Origin of the sequence: [Leptolyngbya] sp. PCC 7376, from assembly GCF_000316605.1 — a bacterium.
Taxonomy (GTDB): Bacteria; Cyanobacteriota; Cyanobacteriia; order Cyanobacteriales; family MRBY01; genus MRBY01.
On the sequence record NC_019683.1, the window covers coordinates 4,845,438 to 4,869,934 of the forward strand.

Here is a 24,497-nt window from a genome sequence, read left to right on the forward strand (position 1 = left end):
GATTCTCCTCTCTAGACAATCGACTTAATCAAGGTTCTATCTAAACAAGTTTCATTTAAATAGGTAAGCTGTGGGCGAATCATCAGCTTGCAAGGTTTCCAGTGATTTTGAAATACTTTCACTTCTCAATGAAGAAAAGCATTGTTGTAAATAATAAAGCTTGCTTCTATACAAGTCGGCACAGAGTAACAATATTTAAAAATCACTGAAATATAAGGCTAGCAAGGGGTTGTCTGATTGATCCAAGACTCTTTTATATGAGAATCCTCCATTCTTTTTGTAATAAAAGAACACATTGCGTGATTTTTTGTGACAACTTGCAGGAAAGCTTTGGGATATAGGCTTTTCACTATGGTTCTGCTGATGATTCGGCTTCAATGACAACTATTCTATTTTTTTGTCAAATACGATTCAGATTTCTGGGCTACTTTCGGGCGAAAAATCGAGCATAAGGAGTAATTACATAATTTATTGATGACCTTCTCTAAGACAGAAGACATGAATGATTGCGGGATGGACTCAATACTTTTTTAGAGTGATCGCAGAGAAGTTATGACATAGCGGTGTATCCCCGTTATAGTTTTGAGTTGTAGAAGCTTCTACTTGCGGCGGAGGGAAAGTCACGGTGGGATTTATTCAGAATGTTCAGGCAGCGACTCAAAAAATATTGGGTAGTTTTGTCGTTTTTGTTTGCTTATTCAGTTTGTGGGGCTGCGGCGATCGCTCGGCAGAGTCTGCAATACCACAATTCAACACACAGTCTGAACCTATTGCGACTCCTCAGCTTACTGAAGTTGCACCTCCCAGTCTCATCACGCAGTTACGAGAAGATTTGGCTCAATATCAACCACAAGTCAAAATCATCAGTCCTCAGCCCAACGAAATCTTACAGAGTAGTCGTGTGGCCATTGAGTTAGAGGTTAAAGATCTCCCTCTGTTTAAAGATCCAGATCTAGAGATGGGGCCACATCTCCATCTCTTCATTGACGATCAACCCTATCGCGCTGTTTATGATGTCAGTGAGCCCATCATATTTGAAGATCTCAATCCTGGGAGCCATTTAATACGTGTTTTCGCATCCCGTCCTTGGCACGAAAGCTTTAAAAATGAAGGTGCTTACGCGCAGACAACATTTAGTGTTTTTACGGAAAACAACACTCGTTTACCCAATTTTTCAGAGCCGCTTCTCACCTATAGTCGACCTCAGGGAACCTATGGCGCAGAGCCAATTATGTTGGACTTTTACCTAACAAATGCTCCTTTACATTTCGTCGCACAAGCAGATGAAGAAGATAGCATTGCCGATTGGCGCATCAGAGCAACAGTTAATGGTGAAAGTTTTATTCTCGATAATTGGCAGCCTATTTATCTAGAAGGATTCAAAAAGGGTGAAAACTGGCTAAAGCTTGAGTTTGTAGATAGTCAAGGGGAACTTGTCGATAATGTCTACAACAATCCTGTGCGCGTGATCAATTATGATCCGCAGCTCAACGATACTCTCGCCAAACTTGTTAAAAATAAAATCTCATTGCGCTCTGCAAACAAAATAATCTCGACCAAAGAATTACCGCCAGAGCCAGAAGTTGAAGTCATTGAACTGATTGAGCCTGAGGTTACTGAGCCTGAAACCACAGAAGAGCAAGATATCGAAATCATTGATTTAGATCAACTGAGTCCCGAGCCAGAAATTTTAGAGTCGGAACAAGAACTGGATATTAATGCTGATGCCGAAGACGAATTCGAAGAAGAGGAGGAAACTTCCATAGAAAATATTCCGGCGATCGCCCCTAATGATTTAGAAGCTGATGAAGCAACGACAACTGACGGCATCGAAGCCGAATCAGCAATCGAAGTTGAATCAGAGGAAGTTCAAGAGGAAGACTCTTTAGAAGATTTAGAAGAGATTGAATCTGAAGCAACAGAATCTCTTGATACGGATATCGAAGTTGTCGATGAATCTCCTGATAATACAGATTCAGAAGTATCTCCAACACCACTTGAATCAGATACTCAAGAGGCAGAAGCTAACGATGTTGACGAAGAGAATGTAGAAAACATTGACACATTCTGGGATTTAGACGCTACTCGTACAACAGATGTGTACGCTGATGACATTCGCTTAGAACCTTAAGAAGACTGATGGCAAAAAAAATTGCATTTCTCGGCATGGGCGTGATGGGGACACCAATGAGCTTGAATCTATCGCGCGCAGATCTTTCCGTCGTTGTTTGGAACCGTTCGGCTTCCAGTCCAAATCTCCAACGAATCAAAGACGCTGGTGGAGAAATCAAAACATCTATTGCTGAAGCCGTTAAGGATGCAGACTATATTTTTGTCTGTGTCAGTGATGTGCCTGATGTCAAAAATGTTTTATTGGGAAACTCTGGGGCGATTCATTATGCCAAGCCAAAAGCTCTGATTGTTGATTTCAGTACTATTGGCTCTCCTGCGGCAAAGGAAATTGCCCAAACCTTAGAAGAACAAGGCCTACGGTTTCTTGATGCGCCAATCAGTGGCGGAGATATTGGGGCAGAAAACGGGACGCTCACAATTATGGTTGGCGGCGATCGCCCAGACTTTGACGAAGCCATGCCCTATTTTGAAGCGATGGGCAAAAATATTTACTACTGCGGCGAACCAGGTAGTGGCCAAGCCGTCAAAATGTGCAACCAAGTTTTGGCGGCAATTCACATGGTCGCTCTATGTGAAGCAATTAAATTAGCTAAATATCAAGGCATCGATCCTAATCTAATGATTGATGTTTGTCAGACAGGTGCAGCAGGTTCATGGGCGATCGCCAACCTTGGTCACAAAATTACAGCAACAGACTTTCGACCTGGCTTTATGGTGAAACACATTCTCAAAGACTTAAGACTCGTCCAAGAAACATTAGATAAATATCCTTCTCTACCTGGCTTTGAACTTGCAACCCAAAAATTCAAAAACACAGCTGAACTAGCTGATGCCCTGGAACAGGGAACCCAAGCAATGTTCCGTAGCTATACCTGAAGCATAGAAAAGCAAAAAATCATTCCCATTAAAAAGACCTCCCTCAACAAAATGAGGGAGGTCTTTCGAACTTTTAGCAATGTGCTACGAACAAGAAATCAACAAATGATTTAGTCAAGTTCGTCCATGTTCAATACAGGCTCAGTCTCACGATCGATACCTTTCTCGAAACCAGCTTCAGCCGCACGAGCACGACCAGCATGCCAGAGGTGACCAACGAGGAAGAAGAAAGAGAGAACGAAGTGAGAACCAGCCAACCATTGACGAAGGTTCACAAAGTTAAAGGAGTTAGGCTCAGTAATAATACCGCCAACAGAGTTGATGGAAGCATTAGGAGCGTGAGTCATGTATTCAGCAGCACGACGAAGTTGCCAAGGCTGAATGTCATTACGGATTTTGTCGAGGTCAAGACCATTAGGACCACGGAGAGGCTCAAGCCAAGGACCACGGAAATCCCAGAAACGCATTGTCTCACCACCGAGAATAATCTCGCCAGTAGGGGAACGCATGAGATATTTACCAAGACCAGTAGGACCTTGAGCAGAACCTACGTTCGCACCCATAGATTGGTCACGAGCTAGGAAGATTAACGCCTGAGACTGAGAAGCTTCAGCGTTAGTAGGACCGTAAAATTCACTAGGATAAGCAGTGTTGTTAAACCAAACAAAACAAGTTGCGATGAAAGCCATCAAAGACAAAGCACCGAGACTGTAAGAAAGGTAAGCTTCACCAGACCAAACGAAAGCACGACGTGCCCAACCGAAAGGCTTAGTGAGAATGTGCCAAATACCACCGAAGATACAGATGAGACCCACATAAATGTGACCACCAATAATATCTTCCATGTTGTTCACACCAATCATCCAACCTTCACCACCGAAAGGAGCTTTGAACAAATAGCCAAAGATCACACCGGGGTTAAGAGTCGGATTAGCAATAATACGAACATCGCCACCACCAGGTGCCCAGGTATCGTATACACCGCCGAAGAACATCGCTTTGAAAACAAGAAGCAATGCACCACAACCAAGAAGAATAAGGTGATAACCAATGATGTTAGTCATTTGGTTCTTGTCTTTCCAGTCATAGCCAAAGAAGCTGGAGTATTCTTCAAGAGTTTCAGGGCCACGAACAGCGTGATAAATACCACCGAGACCGAGAACTGCAGAAGAAATAAGGTGTAAAACACCAACAACAAAGTAGGGGAAAGTACTAATCACTTCACCACCGGGACCTACACCCCAACCCAAGGTTGCGAGGTGAGGCATCAAAATAAAACCTTGCTCGTGCATAGGCTTCTCTGCAACAAAGTGAGCGACCTCAAAGAGAGTCATTGCACCAGTCCAGAACACGATAAGTCCAGCATGGGCTACATGAGCACCAAGAAGCTTACCGGAAAGGTCTATCAAGCGAGCGTTACCAGACCACCAGGCGAAGCCAGTAGATTCGATATCACGACCACCTGACATGGGGGTATTAGAGAGCGTTACCACGTGGTAGTACCTCCTCAGGGAATACAAATTGTTCGTGAATTTGGTCTTGCGGTGCCATCCATGCACGCATTCCTTCGTTCAACAAGACGTTCTTTGTATAGAATGTCTCGAACTCAGGGTCTTCCGCTGCGCGGAGTTCCTGCGATACGAAGTCATATGCACGTAAGTTCAACGCCAATCCAACAATACCCACAGAGCTCATCCAGAGGCCTGTTACGGGTACGAATAGCATGAAGAAGTGCAACCAACGCTTGTTGGAGAATGCAATACCGAAAATCTGACTCCAGAAACGGTTTGCTGTCACCATCGAGTAGGTCTCTTCTGCTTGGGTCGGTTCAAACGCGCGGAACGTGTTTGCCTGCTCACTATCTTCAAACAATGTGTTCTCTACTGTCGCTCCGTGAATCGCACATAGTAGTGCGCCACCGAGAATACCCGCAACACCCATCATGTGGAAGGGGTTCAGGGTCCAGTTGTGGAAACCTTGTAAGAAAAGAATGAAACGGAAGATTCCTGCTACACCAAAGCTAGGTGCAAAGAACCAGCTAGACTGACCCAATGGGTACATCAGAAATACACTGACGAATACCGCGATAGGACCAGAAAAGGCGATCGCGTTATAAGGACGAATACCGACCAGACGAGCAATCTCGAACTGACGCAGCATGAAGCCGATCAGGCCGAATGCACCGTGCAGGGCGACAAAACTCCACAGGCCACCAATTTGGCACCAGCGGGCAAAGTTCCAACCAGCTTCAGGACCCCATAGGAAAATCAGGGAGTGACCGAGGCTAGCAGCAGGGCTAGATACCGCTACAGTCAAAAAGTTACATCCTTCTAGGTAGGAGGACGCTAGTCCGTGGGTGTACCAAGAAGTTACGAAGGTCGTACCAGTCAACCATCCACCCGTTGCTAGAAAAGCACAGGGGAAGAGTAAAATACCGGACCAACCGACGAAAACGAATCGATCTCGCTTCAGCCAATCGTCGAGGACGTCAAACCATCCCCGCTCTTGGGAGGCGCGTCCGACTGCAATAGTCATAATGTTAAATTCCTCTTGTTTATATAGATGAACAAGGGTGTAATAAATTACTTACGGATAAGTGTCCTTGTTATGGAATCTCTCTGTCAATGTTTAAAAGCCAATAGGGATTATGGAATAAGTCCTATGGTTGTAGGAGATTCGAGACTTTTCGTAAGTTTGCTAACTAGAGACAAAAGACTTTTTGACACCTAATTAACGTTTCTTAAAATAGCACAATCTTCATAGGCGGGTTGCCTTCTGAAGGTTTTCGTAAGACGAGTGTAAACACTTTTCTTAGTACTTTGCAGATAAATTGTCACAAAACGATACAGTTCTATCAGAAAAGAGGGGATTGTGCTTCTGGTAAGGGTTGGCCTAATTGTTTGAGGTTGAGGGCGTGGCCTCCAGCAAGAAGATAGGTTTCGTCTGCTTTGAGGCCTGTTTGTCGAATGAGTCGGCCTAGGCGATCGCGGAAAAGTCTTCCCATAGGATAGGTCGGCACTAATCCCCAACCGGTTTCTTCGGCAACCATAATACTTAGAAAATCTAGGGTTGGAAGTAGCTCAAGGAATTCAGCCATCAGTTCATGCCATTGGGCTGCTTCAGTTTCCAAGTGGGCCGCAACCCACAACCCTAAGGAATCAACCAATACGCAATGTCCACTAGGAATTGTTTTTAAGGCACCTGAGAGATCTTTTGCTTCAGCGATAAATTGCCATGTATCGGGGCGGCGATCGCGATGGTGTTGGATACGGGCTGTCCATTCAGGGTCGCTGGGGTCTTCTTTTGCAGTGGCGATGTAGGTGACTGGTTTACCGGATTGGAGGGCGAGATGTTCTGCCCATTCGCTTTTGCCAGAACGGACAGCCCCAGTCACTAAAATACTGTTTCCCATGGGTTTAAAGATTAAAAAGGTACATCAGAGTCATTGATATCAATGGCTTTTAGATTGGCTGACTGGGTGATTTTTTCGTCGATAGGGAGATCTGAAAGGAGGGCTTCAAATTCTTTTTGTAAGGCTTTGGTGAGTTTGATTGGAGTATCGCTCTGAAACTGATGGGAGGCGATCGCCTGAGCAAGTTCGGAAAGTTTAACGTATTGGATTTTTCGTTCAGAATAACTGAGCTTAAAACCCACTGTTTCTTCTACTTTTTGGGCCGTCATAGCCGCTTTTATACGGTCTTTAAGATGTACAACCTCACTATTCAGCATTTGCCAATCATGTTCGATCTGACGATAGCGACGAGTTAACTGCACAATATTCTCGCGATCGGGGTCGGCCTGGCATTGTTGCTGAAGTTGTAGAAGACGGTGATGCACTTGCGCAGTATAAACAGGGTCAAGTTTCGCATATTCGAGTTGTGCTGCACTTAAAGGGCGATCACCCCACTCACTACCTTGCAGCTCCTTATCCACTTTTGGAAAATGACAGAGGTGCTCTGCCAAGCTTTTGAGAGAGTTATCGGGCTTAGGTGCAAGATAATAAGGAATCTTTTTTGCGAGCTCAAGGGTACAAATTATATTTTTCGCTTTCGTTTTCCCTAAATATTTTCGATCAAAGGCCGCATTGTGGAAAACTTTGGCGATCGCCTCATCCACCATAATCTCCTGAATGAAATGCTCAACCAGTTCTGGTCGATCCAGCACATCAAAAATCAAAACCTGTTCCCCAGTCAAATCCGCAGAATTTGCAGAAATCTGGATCAGAGATAAATGGGGTTGCTTACTCCGAAAATCCGCCACTTCCGTATCTACCCACAAAATCGGCGCAAACTTCAAACGGGCGATCGCCGCGATTATGTCATCGGGATTTTGGAGATAGGGCATAAAAAGTCAAAACTTGTCCGGATGAAAGAACATTCACCAGTAGTAAATAAGTGGTAGATGCACCCTGGTTTTAGCCTCAGAGACTCGTTTCTGGGGCTTTTTCATTTTCGCGTAATTCCCTGGACGAGAGGACATCTGGTAGACGTTTTTTAAACACGTAAAGCCAAATTAATCCCATCAAACCCAGGACAATACCGCCAAGACTAACCAACTGTGCAATACGCAATCCTCCGATCATCAGGCTATCCGTCCGCAACCCTTCGATCCATACTCGTCCCGTACTATAAACAACCCAATAAGTCAGGAAAAGCGTCCCCGTTTTGAGGCGATCACCATGCTTCAAACCCCAGAAAAATAGATATAGCAGCAATGCTAAAACACCAACATTCCAAATAGACTCATAGAGAAACGTTGGATGAAAATATTCATAGTTGGCGAGCGAGTAGGGTCGATTTGCGGGTGGAATATACAACTTCCACGGTAAATCAGTCGGATCACCAAAAGCCTCAGAATTAAAGAAATTTCCCCAACGTCCAATCGCCTGACCCAAAATTAGAGAAGGCGCAATCAGATCAGCCAATTGCCAGAACGAAACTTTGTTGAGACGCGCAAAAATCCAACCGGCGAGAATTCCTCCCAAAACCGCGCCATGGATAGCAATACCACCCTTCCAGATCGCAAAAATATCCTGCGGGCGATCAACATAACTTTGCCATTGGAACAACACATAATAAATCCGAGCACAGGGAATCGCCGCAAGCACACCCCAAATCGCATAATCCGCGACAAACTCAGGATTAACCTCGCGCTTTGTCGCTAAAAATTGAGCTAAATTAACGCCAATCAGCACAGCCGAAGCGATCAGCAAACCGTACCAACGCACGGCAAAATTTCCCACTTCAAAAATGATTGGGCCGGGAGACTGGAATTGCCAAGCAAAGATCATAGTGATTTCGTAGTGGGGAAAGTAAGGAAAACTTATTTTTTGTGGGTCGCTTCAACAACGGTATGGACGTTGCCACGAGGTTTATAATCACCCTTCACCGTAATTTCTAAAGGGTCACAAGCCTGAATCAAGTCATCTAAAATTTGATTCACTGCTTCTTCATGGGAAATGTAACGATCACGGTAGCTATTGATGTAGAGTTTGATGGCTTTTAGTTCAACCACTTTTTGATCTGGTACATAGGAAACGTAGATCGTCGCGAAATCGGGGTAGCCAGAAAAAGGACATTTACAAGTGTATTCGGGCAAAGAAATATTGACAGTGTAGCGTCTGCCAGGACGGGGATTCGGAAAAGTAACAAGTTGACCTTCCTCGATTTCACGCTCACCATATTTAGCGTCAGGGAAATTTGGTAATTCAGTCATGGCGGATTTTAGATGCGTTGGGATTGCCGTGTTGTATTGTACCGATCTTTAGACAATCTGAGGTTTCCCCGGTACAGAACACCGTTCTAGGTTAACTCGCACAAATCATTGTTTGCTTTAGCCACCGAAATCGACCAAGATCCCTAGGATGAAATTTTATTGATGGCGATACTTATTCATCAAAACAGGCGGGATTAGGCTCAATAGGCATAGAGCTGTCAATGCCATAATCAGTGGGAGGCGATCGCCTCCAGAGAGAGCAGTTTTACCGCTTACTCCCAGCCATGTATAAAGAATCGTGCCAGGAATAATACCGATAAATGTCCCGAGGGTATAGGGAACCCAGTGGATAGGCGTCAAACCAAACAAAAAATTCAGCAAATTAAATGGCGTAATCGGTGCAAAGCGCAGAGCCAAAACAATAGCTAATGGTTTTTTACTGACAGAAGTACGGATTTTCTTGAGAAGGCGATGATCTCGAAATCTTTTGCCTGCCCAATCTTGCAAGATATAACGTGCCGCCCAGAATGCACCGAGGGCACCAAGGGTCGCACCAACAACCGACCAAAATGTCCCCCAAGATAATCCGAAGAGAATACCGCCTGCGGTTGTGAGCACAGTACCTGGTATTCCAAAAATTGTCAGAACAATATATAAGCCCAAAAATAAGGGCACGACACAGCAAGGCAAAATTTGCAGGATACCCGCCAAATTTTCGTGGTCAAACAAAATATGTCTGACCTGAAAACCAAAGCAGGCGATCGCCCCAAGGGCAAAAATGGTCAGAATTAGGCGACGTTTCTGCCGAGGATTCGTTTTTTGAAAAAGATTAAACTTCTGGAGACCCTTGAGGAATCGCATCAGAACCGTCCTCGTCAATTTGAGCATCAAGTGCTTTCTGAGCAGCTTTTGTAATTAAAACTGTGACAACTACTGTGGCAATTAATCCGACAATTGTTAATGCGGTTTTTAATAGTGCTTCCTGACCACCAGCTGCATCAGCGCTCGCTGCATTAGCTGCCGCACGACCGATATAGCCAAAGTAAACATACATAACCGTCCCTGGCATCATGCCAATCCAAGACGCTACAACGTATTCCCGTAGCGTAACTTTTGTCACGCCAAAAGCATAATTAAGGAAGACAAAAGGAAAAATTGGCGAAAGCCTAACCAAACCCACAATTTTCCAGCCTTCCTGCGCTACAGCTTTATCCACAGCTCTAAACTTCGGTTGACTGTCAATCTGTTTCGAGACCCAGTCCCGCGCAATGTATCTCCCAATCAAGAAAGAACAGGTTGCTGCCAAAGTCGAGGCGATCGATACAAGGATCGATCCTTGTACAACTCCAAACAAAGCTCCCGCTCCAAGGGTTAAAGCGGCTCCTGAAACAAACATCACTGATGCCAGCACATAAATACCGATAAAAGCGATAATCCCCCAAGTACCAAGGCTATCCACCCAAAGAATTGCTTGATCTAGCAGGCCGTTAATGAATGTAAAAATACCCAATTTCTTTAATGCGATTACTGCTACCGCCACAATCAGGGCGATCGCCCCAAACTTAACCCACTTATTTTTCAATAATCCGTTCATAATTCCGCTTCATCTGCCTCAACAGCAAAATGCATCTGGACATGTCCAGTCTAAAAACAAACACCCAAACAAACCTTAAAAACACCATAAAATCTGGTTTAATTCCTGAGAAAATCCCGGCAATGCTGAGCCTTATTTCATTAAAATGCTCCCAGACAAACCAAGAGTACCGGTCCAAACACAGCACATTGCAACCAGAATCAATCAAAAAAGCAGATCGACAATAAGTCTGATCTGCTTCTCTACCAAACAATAAATTTTAGACACCGATGGCGGTAGACTCTAATTTAATAACGATTGCGGGAATTTGAACGGCCACCGCCGCCACCACGAGAATTGCCTCTATCCTCACGAGGTCTCGCTTTATTGACCTTAAGTTGACGCCCCATCCAGTCTGCGCCATCAAGCGCTTCGATAGCAGCAAGTTCTTCCTCATCCTTAGACATTTCGACAAAAGCGAAACCACGAGGACGGGATGTTTCACGGTCAGTAGGGATCTGTACCCGCTTCACTGTTCCATAGTCAGCAAAGACATCTCTCAGATCATCTTCTGTAACCTCGTAAGACAAATTTCCAATGTAAATAGACATAATTGTTAGATATTCTTCCAAATCGGAGAATGCAGAGTGTAAAGATTCGGAAGTAAGCAGTTAAAAAATCTGAAAACTTGATTCAACTAAAAATCCTAAATCCCTATCAATTATAAAGCCATCATGGTTGATTTACTAAATTGTCAAGGAATATATCTAAGCCACAAAACTCCCTGAATATCTCGAACAGACACTTGTAAACTTTCAAGACATAACCAATAAGAAGTTTAAGAATAGATTTCCAATAATCCGCAATAATTATCATTATCAGTGTGAGTCTGTCTCAGATAATTCATCTAAACCAAAGACATACTATTTCTCTTAGCTTTAAAAGATGAGCAAAAAAGAAAAAAAGTCAAATAAAACTCATTTATTTCAGATTATTTTAGGCAATAGCTTAATCGTCAGCTTTTTATGTATTATCACAAGCTTAAATGGTCTACTAGAAGTCCCAGAATTAGATTTTTATGATTTGCTCACAAGAAGGAAATCAGCACAAGACATAGATCCACGAATTGTTCTAGTTGGAGTAACAGAATCAGATCTAGAATATCTTAATGGTTGGCCTATTTCAGATCGCAAGCTTACACTTATTCTCAATAAAATAAAACAGCAAAATCCTCACTCTATAGCTCTAGATATTTATCGAGATTTCCCTGTATTTGAAGGTTATGAAGAGCTCAAATCATTTCTTGAGGCAACGCCAAACATTATCGGTGTAGAGAATATCACTCTATCCAACCAACCCAATGAAGTCATGGCGCAGGCAATTAAAGCACCACCAGTTTTAGCAGAGCAAGATCAGGTGGCGATCGCCAACTTCACCTTTGATCAAGACTTTGTGATTCGTCGAGCTTTTCTAGCTGTTCGTCCATATGATCACGAAGAAGCAAAATTAAGCCTGGCAGCACGATTAGCTATTGATTACTTAGAAGATAAAAATATTTTACTAACCCCTATTCCGAACAAAAAATTCACTTACCAATTAGGGAAAAGTGAATTCAAATTACTTGACTCTAAGGCAGGAGGATATGCAGGGCAATACTCTCTTAACAATATTAGAGGGAATCAAATCCTAATCAACTATCGTGGCAAACCTTGTAATCTCCAAGAAGATTGCAAATTCAAAAAAATATCAGTTCAAGATTTATTAGAAAATAATATAGAGGCAGATTTATTCAAAGATAAAATTGTCATATTTGGTAGCTTTAGTGGTAGTCTAGGCGACATTTTCTTCACCTCTTATCAAACACCAATGTTTGGCATCGAGGTACATGCACATATCACAAGTCAGATTATTAATGCGGCAATAGAAGGAAATACTCTGATCAGAACTTTGCCGGAATTTATTGAATGGTTCTGGATTTTACTATGGGCATCAGTAGGTTCCTCTTTAGGAATACTACTTGGCAAAAAGAAAGTCGCATCCCTTGGTATTATTCCAATAACAATCCTATTAGTCACTGTCAATAGAAGCCTATTTTTACAAAATATTTGGCTCCCGATTGTTTCACCATTTGCTGGATTATATTTATCACTCATCACAGCAGCTGGCTATTTATTTTGGCAACAGCTTAAAGACTATACTCGAAATCTAGAATTTAAAGTTGTAGAACGAACAATTGAACTAAAAGAAAAAAATCAAGAATTAGCAGATCAAAATGTAAAGCTAGATCGAGCTCGGGATATTGCAGATGCAGCAAATCGTGCCAAAAGCCAATTTTTAGCAAATATGAGTCATGAACTACGTACTCCTTTAAATGCGATTTTGGGTTTTTCTCAGTTGATGAATCGCGATCCCCAGCTAAGTTCAACTCAAGCTACTTATTTAAGCATTGTCAATCGAAGTGGAGAACATCTTCTCAATTTAATTAATGATGTTCTAGATATGGCAAAAATTGAAGCTGGACGAATGAACCTAAATCTTAAGAGCTTTGATCTAAGGAGCATATTGAATTCTATTGAAGATATTTTCATGCTTAAGGCAGCGGAAAAACAATTAAGTCTAGAGTTCACTTGTGATGAATTAGTACCTCAATACATTCTGACAGATGAAAAAAAGCTACGGCAAATCCTCCTCAATCTTTTAAGTAATGCCATAAAATTCACGACAGTAGGTTCAATTAAATTATTAGTAAAGGTTTTAGAGAAAGAAGATAATCAATATTGTTTGTCTTTTACGGTGCAAGATACTGGCGCCGGTATTGCTGCCACTGAGCTAAACCAATTATTCAATCCTTTCATACAAACAGAGACTGGAATAAAATCTAATCAAGGTACTGGGCTAGGGTTACCGATTAGTCGGAAATTCGTCCAAATGATGGGTGGTGAAATGTCTGTTTCATCGAAGCTCGAAAAAGGTTCTATTTTTACATTTACAATCAAAGTCAAATCAGTTAAAGAATCGCTAGTTGAGCCATTAATTCAACGTCCTAAAGTTATTGGTTTAGAGACGAATCAACCTATCTATAAAATTTTAATTGTTGATGATCGCTGGGTTAATCGAAAGCTTTTAGAACGGTTGCTTACAGCTATTGGGTTTGAGACTCAAGAAGCGAATGATGGGCAGGAGGCGATCGCCATCTGGAAGAGTTGGAAACCGGATTTAATTTGGACAGATATACGAATGCCTATTCTCAATGGATACGAAATGACAAAACAAATTCGTAAGCGAGAAGCCGCAATTTCAAGACAGCAGGATTCTGAACAGCACACAATTATTTTGGCCATCACCGCTAGCATCTTAAAAGAGGATGAAGAGCTTATTCTTCAATCAGGTTGTGATGGTTTTATCCGTAAGCCTTTCAAAGAAAATGACGCGCTTGATTTGATGCAAGAATTCCTGGGTGTCAAATATTTATATGAAGACACCAGCAAGGTTGAACTGAAAGAAAGCACAAATATTGTTGCCGATCAATCAATCCTCAAAGAACAACTTCAATTAACATCAGATGATTGGCAAGAGGAATTGAAACATCACACATTACTCGGCGACGATCAAAGTATTCACGTATTGCTGACAGAGCTTCCGGATACGGCTCAAGAGCTGAAGCAGACTTTAAATATTTGGATACAGCAGTTTCGTTTCGATCTCATTCAAAACTTATTGGAATAACTGATCTTTCAATATGTTTTAGGAATGATTCCCTTGAATTGCGTTGGACAAAAGCTTTTTATTGTGTCCTCTCGGAATCATAGGATTTTCAGAAAATGCAACCAATCGATGCGATATGCGTTTCAGATCGAACCGTTATTTGCATCACAACTGTTCCTTCGTATTACTGGATACTTGGAGATTTGAAAGAAATCTTTAAGTTCAGATTGGATTTGTATTGTCACTAAAATTGGAATTTATTTTTTATGGGTCACGTCGAAGCTGAGCCGGCGATCGCCTTAGGGCAGCCCACCACTCATCAATTTTTGAAATTGTGCGCAGAAACGGATATTGCCAAGATTTCCTCTGCAGCAGACTGGGGCCTTCAACTCTTAATTAAGGGAGATTTTCAGGAACGTTGGCGCATTGCTAAGGTGCTCAGCAAAGTTGGAACCTCGGTTATTCTCCCTTTGCTGGCGATCGCCGAAGATACAAAGCAAGAAACAGAATTACGCTGGTTTGCCATACGCATTTTGGGACAGCATCGTAATTCTGAGGTTTTGGCGCGGTTAATTATCTTGTTGGAAAATTGCAGTGAAGAGTTTCTCGCTGACGAAATTATGCGAGCTTTGGTCAAGTTAGAAGACAAAGCAACGGATTATCTAGTACCGCTCCTGGCTCAGACCGAAACCCGACTATTAGCCGTGAAAGCTTTATGTAAAGTGCGGTATCCCAATATTGTGGAGCCCCTGCTGGAAGTTACAGATGACCCCAATCCACAAATTCGCGAGTTAACCATTGAGGCATTGGGCGGTTTTCGGCATAGTCGGATTTTCGATTGTTTGATTACAGCACTCAGAGATCCTGTTAGTACAGTGCGGATAGAAGCAATTCGAGCCCTTGGATTTTGGGCAAATTGCGTAGATAAAGGGGCAATTCTTAAGGCAGTATCGCCATTGCTATACGACCACAACCTTGATGTTTGTCGGCAAGCAGGCCTTACCCTCAGCCGTCTTCAAACACCTGAAGCAGTCACGGCGATCGCCGCAGTTGCAAAATCCGAAATCACGCCTTTTGTTCTCAAAACAGAATTAGTACAAGCATTAGGCTGGATCGATCACCAAACGAGTATTGAGGTTTTAGCCCAGCTTTTAGAAACGTCTTCTGAACCCCTCACCCTCGAAATCGTTAAGATTTTTGGTCGTCTCACCAGCGGCGATCGCCAAGCCCAAGCCTCAGACATTCTGTTGAATTTTTGGCAGCAACAAGCACAATTGCCCCATCGCGATCTCCGTCAAGCTATTGCCTATACCCTTGGCCAACTCAAACAAGCATCGGCTCGTCCCATCCTTGAAGAACTCAACAAAGATGACGATTCTGCGGTCCAACTTCACGCTAATGCCGCTCTCAACAAACTGCACAGTATAAATCCTTAGTGCAAACTTTACTGTTTTTTTTTCTGACATCAGTTAAGCTAGCCAATTGTGATTAAAAACATTGATGTGACTAAAGATGAGTAGCGAATTTCGCGAACTTTTAAGAAAAGTTGGTAGTGGAAAACACACAAGCAAAGGCCTAACCCGTTCAGAAGCGACAACCGCCTTACAAATGATGGTCGATGGGGTTGCCACGCCTGCTCAGATTGGTGCATTTTTAATTTCCCATCGCATTAAGAGGCCCACCGGGACAGAACTAGCCGGGATGCTGGATTTTTACGATTCTCGTAGTCAAAAACTGCAGCCTATTTGCCCAAATAAAACGGTTTTTGTCCTCGGCATTCCCTATGATGGCCGTTCCCGCACCGCACCAATTTCACCAATCACCTCTCTCATTCTGAAAACTGCTGGCATTCCAGTAGTTATGCATGGTGGCGATCGCCTCCCCACTAAATATGGCCTACCCTTGATCGAAATCTGGAAAGCTTTGGGGATCAATTTTGAAACTTTAGCCTTTGATAATTACCAAGCCTTTTTCGAAAAAGAAGAATTTGCTCTCTGCTATACACCGACATTTTTACCTGACAGTACAAAGCTGACATCCTACCGCGAAGAACTCGGTAAACGCCCGCCCATTGCCACTCTCGAACTCGCATGGTCTCCCTACGCAGGCGATAATAGTCACACCATCGCAGGCTATGTACATCCTCCAACCGAAGGTATTATTCACAGTACTTTTGGTGAGCGGCAGCACTCTCCTTATACCCTCATTAAAGGATTAGAAGGTAGCGGCGATCTACGAATATCTCAGATCACCATTGTTGCGACCCACGAACGGGATGAAGCAGGCAATATCAAGTATCTAAAACCCAATCCCTATGAATATGATTTGGGTGGCCATGATGTCCATCTTGAATCACCAGAAAATTACAGTGAACGCTTACAAGCATTAATCAATGGCGAAAAGAATGACCTCTTTAATACAGCCATTTGGAATGGGGCCTTTTATCTTTGGCACTGCGGTGCGGTGGAAGATTTAAAAACCGGAATTGCAACCTCAGAAGCATTTGTTCTTGAGGGGAAACTAAAGGATACTCTTGCACAATTGCAGTCTTCTCTCAGCCAATACTAGACATTTGACAGGCTCATTCACAAAAGGGGCGATCGCCGATTATCACGCAATCACAGATTCTCCTCTGTTTGTAAAACGGTATTAAAAAGTCTAAACTAAACTTCAGAAGCTGCGATGTTTTGTCATATCCCAGCATTAAATTTAAGGGTCTTTCTACAATAATCCCTTATTTCCATTTGATTTTTAGTTGCCATCAGTTTGCAAAGTTGTCGCTAGAAAGTATGGCTTTGCACCGAGCAATCGGAGGCTTGAGATAGTCGGCTGCGGGCAAGTTTGTACCTATAGAAGCGTGAGGAAGTCCGATGATGAGAAATCGTATTGTCCCAAGAATGGTTGAGCTAGCTGAAGGCGTTTATATCGAAACAGCCATTCCTCGCGAGAATCATGCAGCACTTAGATCTGGTTTTGCAGGTTACCCCAATAATCCCCGTTGGACAGTGCGTAAATATAAGGCTTGGAAGCAGGGGAAACTTTGGCGAAAATCCCTCAGCGATGGTTCGATGACGATCCATGATCAGCAACTTATTGCCACAGAAACAGCCTTAAATGCAGCGATCGCCTCCCCAGAATCTGAACGTACTTCTTGGCGATCGCCTTTCAAAAAATTTGCATTCTCCCTAAATTAAGCTTTTAAGGTTTTCCTTTTAAATAGAGCACCAATGGCGGTACAGTAAAATCTCCTAACCTAATCTGTCATTGGCGATCGCCCTATCTATGCCCTGCGATTATCTCATCGAAATCCTGAATGCCCGCGTCTATGATGTGGCCAAAGAAAGTCCTCTCGAACAGGCTCCGAATCTATCTACTCGACTTAATAACAATGTCTTATTAAAGCGGGAAGATTTGCAATCGGTATTTTCGTTCAAGCTACGCGGCGCTTACAACAAAATGGCGCACCTATCTAAAGAACAATTAGATTGTGGGGTAATTGCAGCATCAGCAGGTAATCATGCCCAAGGGGTCGCTCTTTCGGCAAAGCGATTAGGCACACGAGCAGTGATTGTCATGCCAGTCGTGACACCACAGGTAAAAATTAATGCCGTTAAAGCGCGAGGTGGCGAAGTCATTCTCCACGGCAATGCCTATGACGATGCCTATGCCCATGCCCGAAAACTGTCAGAAGAACAGAATTTAACCTTTATTCACCCTTTTGATGACCCCCATGTTATTGCTGGTCAGGGCACGATTGGCATGGAAATTTTACGCCAGTGCCAACAGCCAATCCATGCGATTTTTGTGGCGATCGGTGGTGGTGGTTTAATCGCAGGCATTGCGGCCTATGTCAAACGGGTACGTCCCGACATCAAAATTATTGGCGTTGAACCAGTGGATGCAGACGCGATGAGTCAGTCCCTCGCCAAGGGTGAGCGAGTGCAATTATCGCAAGTGGGTTTATTTGCTGACGGTGTGGCGGTTCGCTATGTCGGAGAAGAAACATTCCGACTCTGCAAAGACTACATCGATGAAATGATTTTGGTCTCAACGGATGACACCTGTGCCGCCATTAAAGATGTATTCGAAGATACGCGTTCCATTCTTGAGCCAGCAGGAGCTTTGGCGATCGCCGGAATGAAAGCCTATGTCGAGCGGGAAGGAATTTCAGACGAAAATTTGGTGGCCGTGGCCTGTGGCGCCAATATGAATTTTGATCGTTTACGCTTTGTGGCAGAACGGGCGGAACTTGGAGAAGGTAGAGAAGCGATTTTTGCAGTAACTATTCCGGAAACACCCGGTAGCCTCAGAAAATTTTGCCGCTGCATGGGCGATCGCAACCTGACTGAATTTAACTATCGAATTTCTGACGAAGCAGAAGCTCATATTTTTGTAGGCATCCAAATTGAAAATCGTGGAGACATTAAACCCCTTGCCGAAACCTTTGAGGCAAACGGCTTTAAAACCCTCGACCTCACTGACGACGAACTGACAAAATTACACCTCCGGCATATGGTTGGTGGTCGCAGCGAAAAAGCTCAAAATGAATTGTTGTATCGATTTGAGTTCCCTGAATGTCCCGGTGCATTGATGAAATTCGTTGAGGCGATGAGTCCCGATTGGAATATTAGTGGCTTCCATTACCGCAATAATGGCTCTGATTATGGTCGGATTGCGATCGCCATCCAAGTGCCTCCCAGCGAAATGGATCAATGGCAAACTTTCCTCGATCAACTCGGTTACCGCTATTGGGATGAAAACCAAAACCCGGCATATCACCTTTTCCTCGGTTAAGAGATTCTATTTTTCCGTAGTTGGCGATCGCTCTTCCATAACACGTTTATAAACCTGAGCCGTTTCTATCGAGATCTTTGCCCAATTAAATCGTTCGGGTAAATCCGCATAGGCGTTAGCTACCAGAGTTTGCGCATAATCTGGGTGCTGCAAAACTTTAAGAATCCCCCAAGCCAGCGAATCCGCGACATTAGCATAAGTGACAAGTCCTGTTTGCTCATGGGTCACTACTTCCGGTAAGCCACCCGTATTCGAGACAACAACAGGTACTTTTGCAGCAAAGCTTTCTAGCGCGACAATCCCAAAAGGCTCATACAAACTTGGAAAAACGGCGCAATCTGCAATCGTTTGAAACCGATCCAGATCTTCGTCAGACATAAACCCAGTAAACTCACAGGCTTCTGATACTCCTAAATCATGAGCTTGTTTCTGAAGATAGTCATTATTTCCACCACCAATGATGACAAACTTTACTCTGCCTTCCATCGTTTCCAAAACACGAGGAGCGGCATCCAATAGAACACTAATGCCCTTTTCATAGGTCATTCGTCCAACATAATACACAATTTTTTGATCATCAGGTGCAAAACGACGTCGAAAAGCTTGTCGATCAAATTGGTCAGAATGCTGCTTTTTTTCAGGGCGAATACCGTTAAAAATCACATCGACTTTATCGGGAGTAACTTGCAACGCTCGTTCTAATTCTTGACGCATATATTGACTACAAACAATTACCCGCCAAGCTTCATGAACCAGGTCGCGTTCTTTATTCGAAATATAGGCATGGGTATCTGTATGAATGCCATTATGTCGGCCATATTCAGTGGCATGAATTGTCACAATTAAAGGGAGTTCAAATTGTTGCTTGAGGGCGATCGCCGCATCTCCAACAAGCCAATCATGAGCGTGAATCAATGAAATATTGGTGTGCTCAGTCAAAAACTTTTTCCCGAAAGTAACCATTGCATCGTTCATTGCAGTTACCCAATCAAAAAATTGCCCATTCTCTGGCACTGCTACCCGATGGATACGAATACCTTCGACTGTTTCCCGAATTGGCAAATCATCACTCTGAATCGTCACCAGATCAATCTCATGACCCAAAGCCACAACCTCAGGATAAAGCTCCCCAACATGGCGAGCCAATCCACCAACCACTCGCGGAGGGAACTCCCAACTCAGTACAAAAATACGCATTTATCACACTCCACAAAATTAATTGTGGAAACTCCCTTCATTTCCAGCACACAAACCCTTGAAGAAATCTCACAGATCTGACATACCGCCTGAATAAAGACTCTTTTTTCCCTTACAATAAAAAGTGGGCAAAAACTTATTCGATCAAGAACAAAAGTTTTTGTTCACTCCTCACACCATATTTCGCCCGAGTCGCCATAGTATTCGGGCGTTTTTCTTTGGAAAATTACGCCCAGCAAAAATACATTACAGCAAGAAAAAGATTATTTGCGATCTCTGGCTAACTTTTGAAAAGAAAAGAGAATACTCGAATAGATTAATTCCACAACACTTAAGCGTATCGTAACATCACTATTCTAATTATTCGGATCGCATCCTAAACTTACAAAAGTTATTATTGTTTATTATCGTTTTTATCGAAGCGGTAAACCAATCAGAGTCATATGTTAGAATCCTCTAGTATTCTCAGCAACACATTATTTTAAGTAGGAATTTAGAGGCATGTCAAAAACTGCCCCAGTCACAGATGCAACTTTTCAAGAAGAAGTTCTTGAAAGTGATGTACCAGTTCTAGTGGATTTTTGGGCTCCTTGGTGTGGTCCCTGTCGTATGGTCGCTCCTGTCGTAGAAGAGATCGCAGACCAATACAAGGATCAAATTAAAGTATTCAAACTCAATACTGATGAGAATCCTAGTGTCGCTAGCGATTACGGTATCCGCAGTATTCCCACCCTCATGATCTTCAAGGGTGGCAAAAAAGTTGATATGGTCGTTGGTGCTGTACCGAAGACGACTCTCGCGACAGCGATTGACAAACAACTTTAAAAAATCACGGTCTACAAATTAGACAGAAAAAAGCGCCTTGCTGTCGACAAGGCATTAAGAAAAAAGACTCGACAAAGTGTACTTACATTTTTGGCCTCATCTATATTGATGGGGTATTTTTATTGTCAGAAATATACTCACTAATATGACAAGGCATTTTGGCAATTCACGGCCATCAAATATGAGGTTTACTGATAAAAGAAAGAGGCGATCGCCATAAAATGGCAACCACATCATTCAATTTATTTCAACTAAAATCTAAAGCGTTTTATCAAGTTCAGCAATTAATTCATCGAGCTCTTCAAGGGCTTGATTCACATCTAAACGTAGGGAACCAAGCGTTGGGTCACTAAGTAATTTGACGAGCGCCTCACGCTTCCCTTTAATAACTTCAACCTTTTCCCGCAATGTTACTTTAGACATCATTTCCTCTTTTTCTGACTTTCAGAAATTAGTGGCTAAAAAATAGTAAGAGCTTTAAACAATTAGAAAAGCTCCAAATTCAAAGAACAACTCTATTCAATATCCGCTAAATTGACTCTGCCGCCTGTCCGATCAGAAATCGCACCAACTTCTTTCATTTTAGCGATAAATTCACTGGCTAATTTGACAAATGCCTTTGAACCAGAAGTATTAGGCATAGAAACAACCGCAGGTTGGAACGTATCTAAAGCCTTTGCCACGTTGACATCCATCGGAATCTTGTGTTTAAAGATTTGAGATGCAGTGAAATCATCACTCACTCGCTTCATCACTTGATTGTAATAACGATTGAGTAGGGTGCCACCAGACAGAATAAAGACGATGCCTAATAGATTGAGTTTGATGGGATCGATGTTGTCCGGATCAGTATCTTGATGACTCTCACGTAGCGCACGAATTCGTCGTTGTAGTAACTGAATCCCCACAACTGACAATGGTTCGGGACGAGCAGGAAGAATATAAAAATCACTCGCAGCTAAACCACTTCTGGTTACAAGGTTATAGCCTGGTGCACAGTCCATAATGATGAAATCATACTGATCCATCACAGGTTCAAGGATTTGCTTGATGAGAATAAGTTCAAAGTTATTCCAGATTTCCTGGAAGTTTGTATCTTCATCTTTTACAGCTCGCTTATGAAGCATTTCTGAAACAAGATATTCATCGTAAAGTTCAATATCACCAGGGAGCAAGTCTAATCCTTGAACGTTAGCGATAAACGGACAAATAATGTCGTTAATATCTAGACTTTGTTTGAGAGTCGGCTTAATGGTGGTCTCAATAAGGTAGCTAATCGTGCGTCTTGCTTTGCGAATACGAGCAAAATCCTGAGGTGGCATTAGGCTCAAGGTGGCACTGATCTGAGAATCTAAGTCAACGACAAGTACACGCTTTTTATGGTGGCGAGCTAAGCATGCAGCAAGATTAACGGTTAGGGTCGTTTTACCGACACCTCCTTTCATGTTGACGGTACTGATAATAAGTGCCATAGACGCTGTTACAGATAAATAGGGTTGTTAGAGTAGAGTTCCCGAGAATGGGCCAAATTTTCTTTGATAAAAGGTGTTTTTTCGATATTTGTCGCCATTGTACCTTTATCTTCATATTTGCTTAAGGCAACCAAAGGATGATTTTAATTAGCATCAAAATTGATTAATCGAGGCGATAAATTGAGGTACGACGCAACGCAGTAAACGGCGACAACCTCAATACATCTAACTTGACCACAAATCCGTAAGTTGAGTTCTGTTTTTTCAGGCTATGTTCCGATTAGAAACGGTGGCGATCGCCCACCAAATAATCAAAATTTTAGACCCAATATCTAGACGGCAATAGAGGCAGCGGAAGATGGCGCCTTACGGAAAAGATAACCCGTGCCTCTCTCAGTAATGATAAATTCAGGCTGGCGAGGGTCTTCTTCGATTTTTGATCGCAAGCGGGAAACATGGACATCCACAACTCTCAAATCACTATGACGACGGGGGACATAACCCCAAATTGCCGTCAAGATATCTGTACGGCTGAGAGGATTACCAGCTTGGTTAACGAGTAGGTGCAAAAGGTCAAATTCAATGTGGGTGAGACGCAAAACATTGCCATTCTGCAAAACTTTGCGGCGATTCGTATCAATTACAAGGTTAGCAATACGGAGAACACCAGCTTCTTCGACTTCATTTTGCTGCTTTTTAGTACGGCGAAGAATACAGTGAATGCGAGCTTCTAATTCTTTTGGGGAGAATGGTTTAACGAGATAATCATCGGCGCCAAAACGTAGTCCAGTAATGCGATCTGCCACATCTCCAAGAGCTGTTAGCATAATAATCGGAGTGTCGCTCTCTCTGCGGATTTCTTGACAGACATAATAGCCATCGCGCTTGGGCATCATGACGTCAAGAATAACGAGATCAGGGCGTTCACGCCAAAAGACCTCAAGGGCTTCGTCACCATCAGCGGCGGTAATAATGTCGTAGCCGATCATGGAGAGTCGGGTATTTAAAATACGGCGTACGGCGATTTCGTCATCTACGACGAGGATTGTTGCCTTACTCTCTACCACGATGAATACTGCTCCCTCTATGTCTGCAAGTAATGGTGTTTTGTGAAAATGACTATTTACATTTCGTTACATTCAGTATAGCAATAACATTTGGCTCATGCAAAAGAGATAATGTTTAGGGTTTCGATTTCGGTATGGAAAGACGGATTGAAAGGTTTAGACTGAAGTAGCTTAGTCGTCTTGGTCTATAAGGAATTTGGGTTTTATGGTTGGCGATCGCCAGAAGTTTGAGGGTTGGGGTTTTATCAATTTAAATAAGCCTGCGGGTTGGACCTCCCATGATTGCATCGGCAAACTAAGACGATTATTGAGACTAAAAAAGATTGGCCATGGTGGCACTCTAGATCCAATGGCTACAGGGGTTTTGCCAGTTGCGGTGGGTAAAGCGACGAGATTATTGCAGTATTTACCAAAACAAAAGGCGTACAGAGCAATTGTTCGATTTGGAATACGCACCACAACAGATGATCTTGAAGGGGAGGCGATCGCCACAAAGTCTTGTCCAGATCTGACTTTGGCGGAAGTAAAAGCATATCTCCCAAATTTCATGGGGAAAATCACCCAAATTCCGCCAGCATTTAGTGCGATCAAAAAGAATGGTAAGCCTCTATATGCTTTAGCGAGACAGGGTATTGAGGTGGAAGTGCCCAGTCGTGAAGTGGATATTTATGAGCTAAATATTTTAGGTTGGCGAGAGGGAGAATTTCCAGAGCTGGATCTAGAGGTACATTGCGGCGAAGGGACATACATTCGGGCGATCGCCAGGGATTTAGGTGTTGCGGTCGGTACAGAAGCAACATTAGCGGGATTAATTCGTAGTCAAAGTGGTGGTTTCAGCCTAGAGCAAAGCATTAGCTTTGAGGATATTGAAAAGCAATTAGAAGAAGAAAGCTTTGCATGCAAAAAACCAAATCAGTTATTACAGCATTTACCTCAACTTGTTTTAACGGAATCTCAAGTGACTGCCTGGAGCTATGGTCAAAAAATCCCTTGGGTTGATCCGCCAATTCCCCAGGCAACTCCATTAGGGATTTATGATTCGGCCAGTGATTTTTTAGGTGTTGGGGAATTTAAACCGAGTAAGACTGAAGTAGATCAGATTGTCCTTGCGCCACGCCTTGTGTTGTTTGGTAAGTAAGC

The 24,497-nt window shown here is 43.0% G+C and carries 22 protein-coding genes; 9 read left to right on the forward strand and 13 right to left on the reverse strand.

Annotated features, from left to right (window positions below; genetic code table 11):
• The first annotated feature begins 625 nt into the window (after positions 1-625).
• Both LEPTO7376_RS21705 and LEPTO7376_RS21710 read left to right on the forward strand, forming a co-directional pair.
• Positions 626-2,131: a hypothetical protein gene (locus tag LEPTO7376_RS21705; RefSeq protein ID WP_015136159.1), complete on the forward strand. Its 1,506-nt coding sequence runs from the start codon at positions 626-628 to the stop codon at positions 2,129-2,131.
• Between the two features lie 8 nt (positions 2,132-2,139).
• Positions 2,140-3,009 carry an NAD(P)-dependent oxidoreductase gene (locus tag LEPTO7376_RS21710; RefSeq protein ID WP_015136160.1) on the forward strand — a complete coding sequence of 290 codons (870 nt, stop codon included), beginning with the start codon at positions 2,140-2,142 and terminating at the stop codon, positions 3,007-3,009.
• A gap of 110 nt (positions 3,010-3,119) precedes the next feature.
• Here the strand turns inward: LEPTO7376_RS21710 and psbC are convergent, their stop codons facing one another.
• The 9 genes from psbC to LEPTO7376_RS21760 form a co-directional block, all read right to left on the reverse strand.
• Positions 3,120-4,502: a photosystem II reaction center protein CP43 gene (psbC, locus tag LEPTO7376_RS21715; protein ID WP_015136161.1), complete on the reverse strand. Its 1,383-nt coding sequence runs from the start codon at positions 4,500-4,502 to the stop codon at positions 3,120-3,122.
• On the reverse strand, positions 4,486-5,544 hold the full coding sequence (psbD, locus tag LEPTO7376_RS21720; RefSeq protein ID WP_015136162.1) for a photosystem II D2 protein (photosystem q(a) protein): 1,059 nt from the start codon (positions 5,542-5,544) through the stop codon (positions 4,486-4,488). Before psbD ends, psbC begins: the two co-directional genes overlap by 17 nt.
• Positions 5,545-5,863: 319 nt before the next feature.
• A complete protein-coding gene (gene cobU / locus LEPTO7376_RS21725; protein ID WP_015136163.1) occupies positions 5,864-6,421 on the reverse strand; it encodes a bifunctional adenosylcobinamide kinase/adenosylcobinamide-phosphate guanylyltransferase in 558 nt (185 codons plus the stop codon).
• Between the two features lie 11 nt (positions 6,422-6,432).
• Positions 6,433-7,353 (reverse strand): 3'-5' exonuclease, encoded by a 921-nt coding sequence (locus LEPTO7376_RS21730; protein ID WP_015136164.1) that lies wholly within the window; start codon positions 7,351-7,353, stop codon positions 6,433-6,435.
• A 76-nt stretch (positions 7,354-7,429) separates the two neighbouring features.
• On the reverse strand, positions 7,430-8,299 hold the full coding sequence (gene lgt, locus LEPTO7376_RS21735) for a prolipoprotein diacylglyceryl transferase (protein WP_015136165.1): 870 nt from the start codon (positions 8,297-8,299) through the stop codon (positions 7,430-7,432).
• 32 nt (positions 8,300-8,331) lie between these two features.
• Positions 8,332-8,724 carry a preQ(1) synthase gene (gene queF / locus LEPTO7376_RS21740; protein ID WP_015136166.1) on the reverse strand — a complete coding sequence of 131 codons (393 nt, stop codon included), beginning with the start codon at positions 8,722-8,724 and terminating at the stop codon, positions 8,332-8,334.
• Between the two features lie 156 nt (positions 8,725-8,880).
• A complete protein-coding gene (locus LEPTO7376_RS21745) occupies positions 8,881-9,585 on the reverse strand; it encodes a TVP38/TMEM64 family protein (RefSeq protein ID WP_015136167.1) in 705 nt (234 codons plus the stop codon).
• Positions 9,554-10,318 (reverse strand): TVP38/TMEM64 family protein, encoded by a 765-nt coding sequence (locus LEPTO7376_RS21750; protein WP_015136168.1) that lies wholly within the window; start codon positions 10,316-10,318, stop codon positions 9,554-9,556. Before LEPTO7376_RS21750 ends, LEPTO7376_RS21745 begins: the two co-directional genes overlap by 32 nt.
• Before the next feature lie 287 nt (positions 10,319-10,605).
• Positions 10,606-10,908, reverse strand: coding sequence for an RNA-binding protein (locus LEPTO7376_RS21760; protein ID WP_015136169.1), 303 nt, complete (start codon positions 10,906-10,908; stop codon positions 10,606-10,608).
• Between the two features lie 334 nt (positions 10,909-11,242).
• Here LEPTO7376_RS21760 and LEPTO7376_RS24065 point away from each other — a divergent pair, with 334 nt between their 5' ends.
• The 5 genes from LEPTO7376_RS24065 to ilvA all read left to right on the forward strand — a co-directional run bounded on the left by LEPTO7376_RS24065 (position 11,243) and on the right by ilvA (position 18,796).
• Positions 11,243-14,023, forward strand: a complete 2,781-nt coding sequence (locus LEPTO7376_RS24065; RefSeq protein ID WP_015136170.1) for a CHASE2 domain-containing protein — start codon at positions 11,243-11,245, stop codon at positions 14,021-14,023.
• A gap of 245 nt (positions 14,024-14,268) precedes the next feature.
• Positions 14,269-15,438 carry a HEAT repeat domain-containing protein gene (locus tag LEPTO7376_RS21770; RefSeq protein WP_015136171.1) on the forward strand — a complete coding sequence of 390 codons (1,170 nt, stop codon included), beginning with the start codon at positions 14,269-14,271 and terminating at the stop codon, positions 15,436-15,438.
• A gap of 76 nt (positions 15,439-15,514) precedes the next feature.
• On the forward strand, positions 15,515-16,570 hold the full coding sequence (locus LEPTO7376_RS21775; RefSeq protein ID WP_015136172.1) for an anthranilate phosphoribosyltransferase family protein: 1,056 nt from the start codon (positions 15,515-15,517) through the stop codon (positions 16,568-16,570).
• Between the two features lie 302 nt (positions 16,571-16,872).
• Positions 16,873-17,196 carry a hypothetical protein gene (locus tag LEPTO7376_RS21780; protein WP_160148550.1) on the forward strand — a complete coding sequence of 108 codons (324 nt, stop codon included), beginning with the start codon at positions 16,873-16,875 and terminating at the stop codon, positions 17,194-17,196.
• Positions 17,197-17,284: 88 nt separating this feature from the next.
• On the forward strand, positions 17,285-18,796 hold the full coding sequence (gene ilvA / locus LEPTO7376_RS21785) for a threonine ammonia-lyase, biosynthetic (protein WP_015136174.1): 1,512 nt from the start codon (positions 17,285-17,287) through the stop codon (positions 18,794-18,796).
• Between the two features lie 6 nt (positions 18,797-18,802).
• Here ilvA and LEPTO7376_RS21790 read toward each other — a convergent pair whose 3' ends face one another.
• Positions 18,803-19,993: a glycosyltransferase family 4 protein gene (locus tag LEPTO7376_RS21790; RefSeq protein ID WP_015136175.1), complete on the reverse strand. Its 1,191-nt coding sequence runs from the start codon at positions 19,991-19,993 to the stop codon at positions 18,803-18,805.
• Between the two features lie 501 nt (positions 19,994-20,494).
• On the opposite strand from LEPTO7376_RS21790, the gene trxA reads away from it, so the two are divergent.
• Positions 20,495-20,818: a thioredoxin gene (gene trxA / locus LEPTO7376_RS21795; RefSeq protein ID WP_015136176.1), complete on the forward strand. Its 324-nt coding sequence runs from the start codon at positions 20,495-20,497 to the stop codon at positions 20,816-20,818.
• 258 nt (positions 20,819-21,076) lie between these two features.
• On the opposite strand, the gene LEPTO7376_RS26695 is transcribed toward trxA, so the two are convergent.
• From LEPTO7376_RS26695 to rpaB, 3 genes are all read right to left on the reverse strand, one after another.
• Positions 21,077-21,244 (reverse strand): hypothetical protein, encoded by a 168-nt coding sequence (locus tag LEPTO7376_RS26695; RefSeq protein ID WP_160148551.1) that lies wholly within the window; start codon positions 21,242-21,244, stop codon positions 21,077-21,079.
• An 89-nt stretch (positions 21,245-21,333) separates the two neighbouring features.
• The gene (locus tag LEPTO7376_RS21800; RefSeq protein ID WP_015136178.1) at positions 21,334-22,290 is read right to left on the reverse strand and encodes a ParA family protein; all 957 of its coding nucleotides are present in this window, start codon (positions 22,288-22,290) and stop codon (positions 21,334-21,336) included.
• A gap of 332 nt (positions 22,291-22,622) precedes the next feature.
• On the reverse strand, positions 22,623-23,357 hold the full coding sequence (gene rpaB, locus LEPTO7376_RS21805) for a response regulator transcription factor RpaB (RefSeq protein WP_015136179.1): 735 nt from the start codon (positions 23,355-23,357) through the stop codon (positions 22,623-22,625).
• A gap of 205 nt (positions 23,358-23,562) precedes the next feature.
• On the opposite strand from rpaB, the gene truB reads away from it, so the two are divergent.
• Positions 23,563-24,495, forward strand: a complete 933-nt coding sequence (gene truB / locus LEPTO7376_RS21810; protein WP_015136180.1) for a tRNA pseudouridine(55) synthase TruB — start codon at positions 23,563-23,565, stop codon at positions 24,493-24,495.
• The last annotated feature ends 2 nt before the right edge of the window (positions 24,496-24,497 follow it).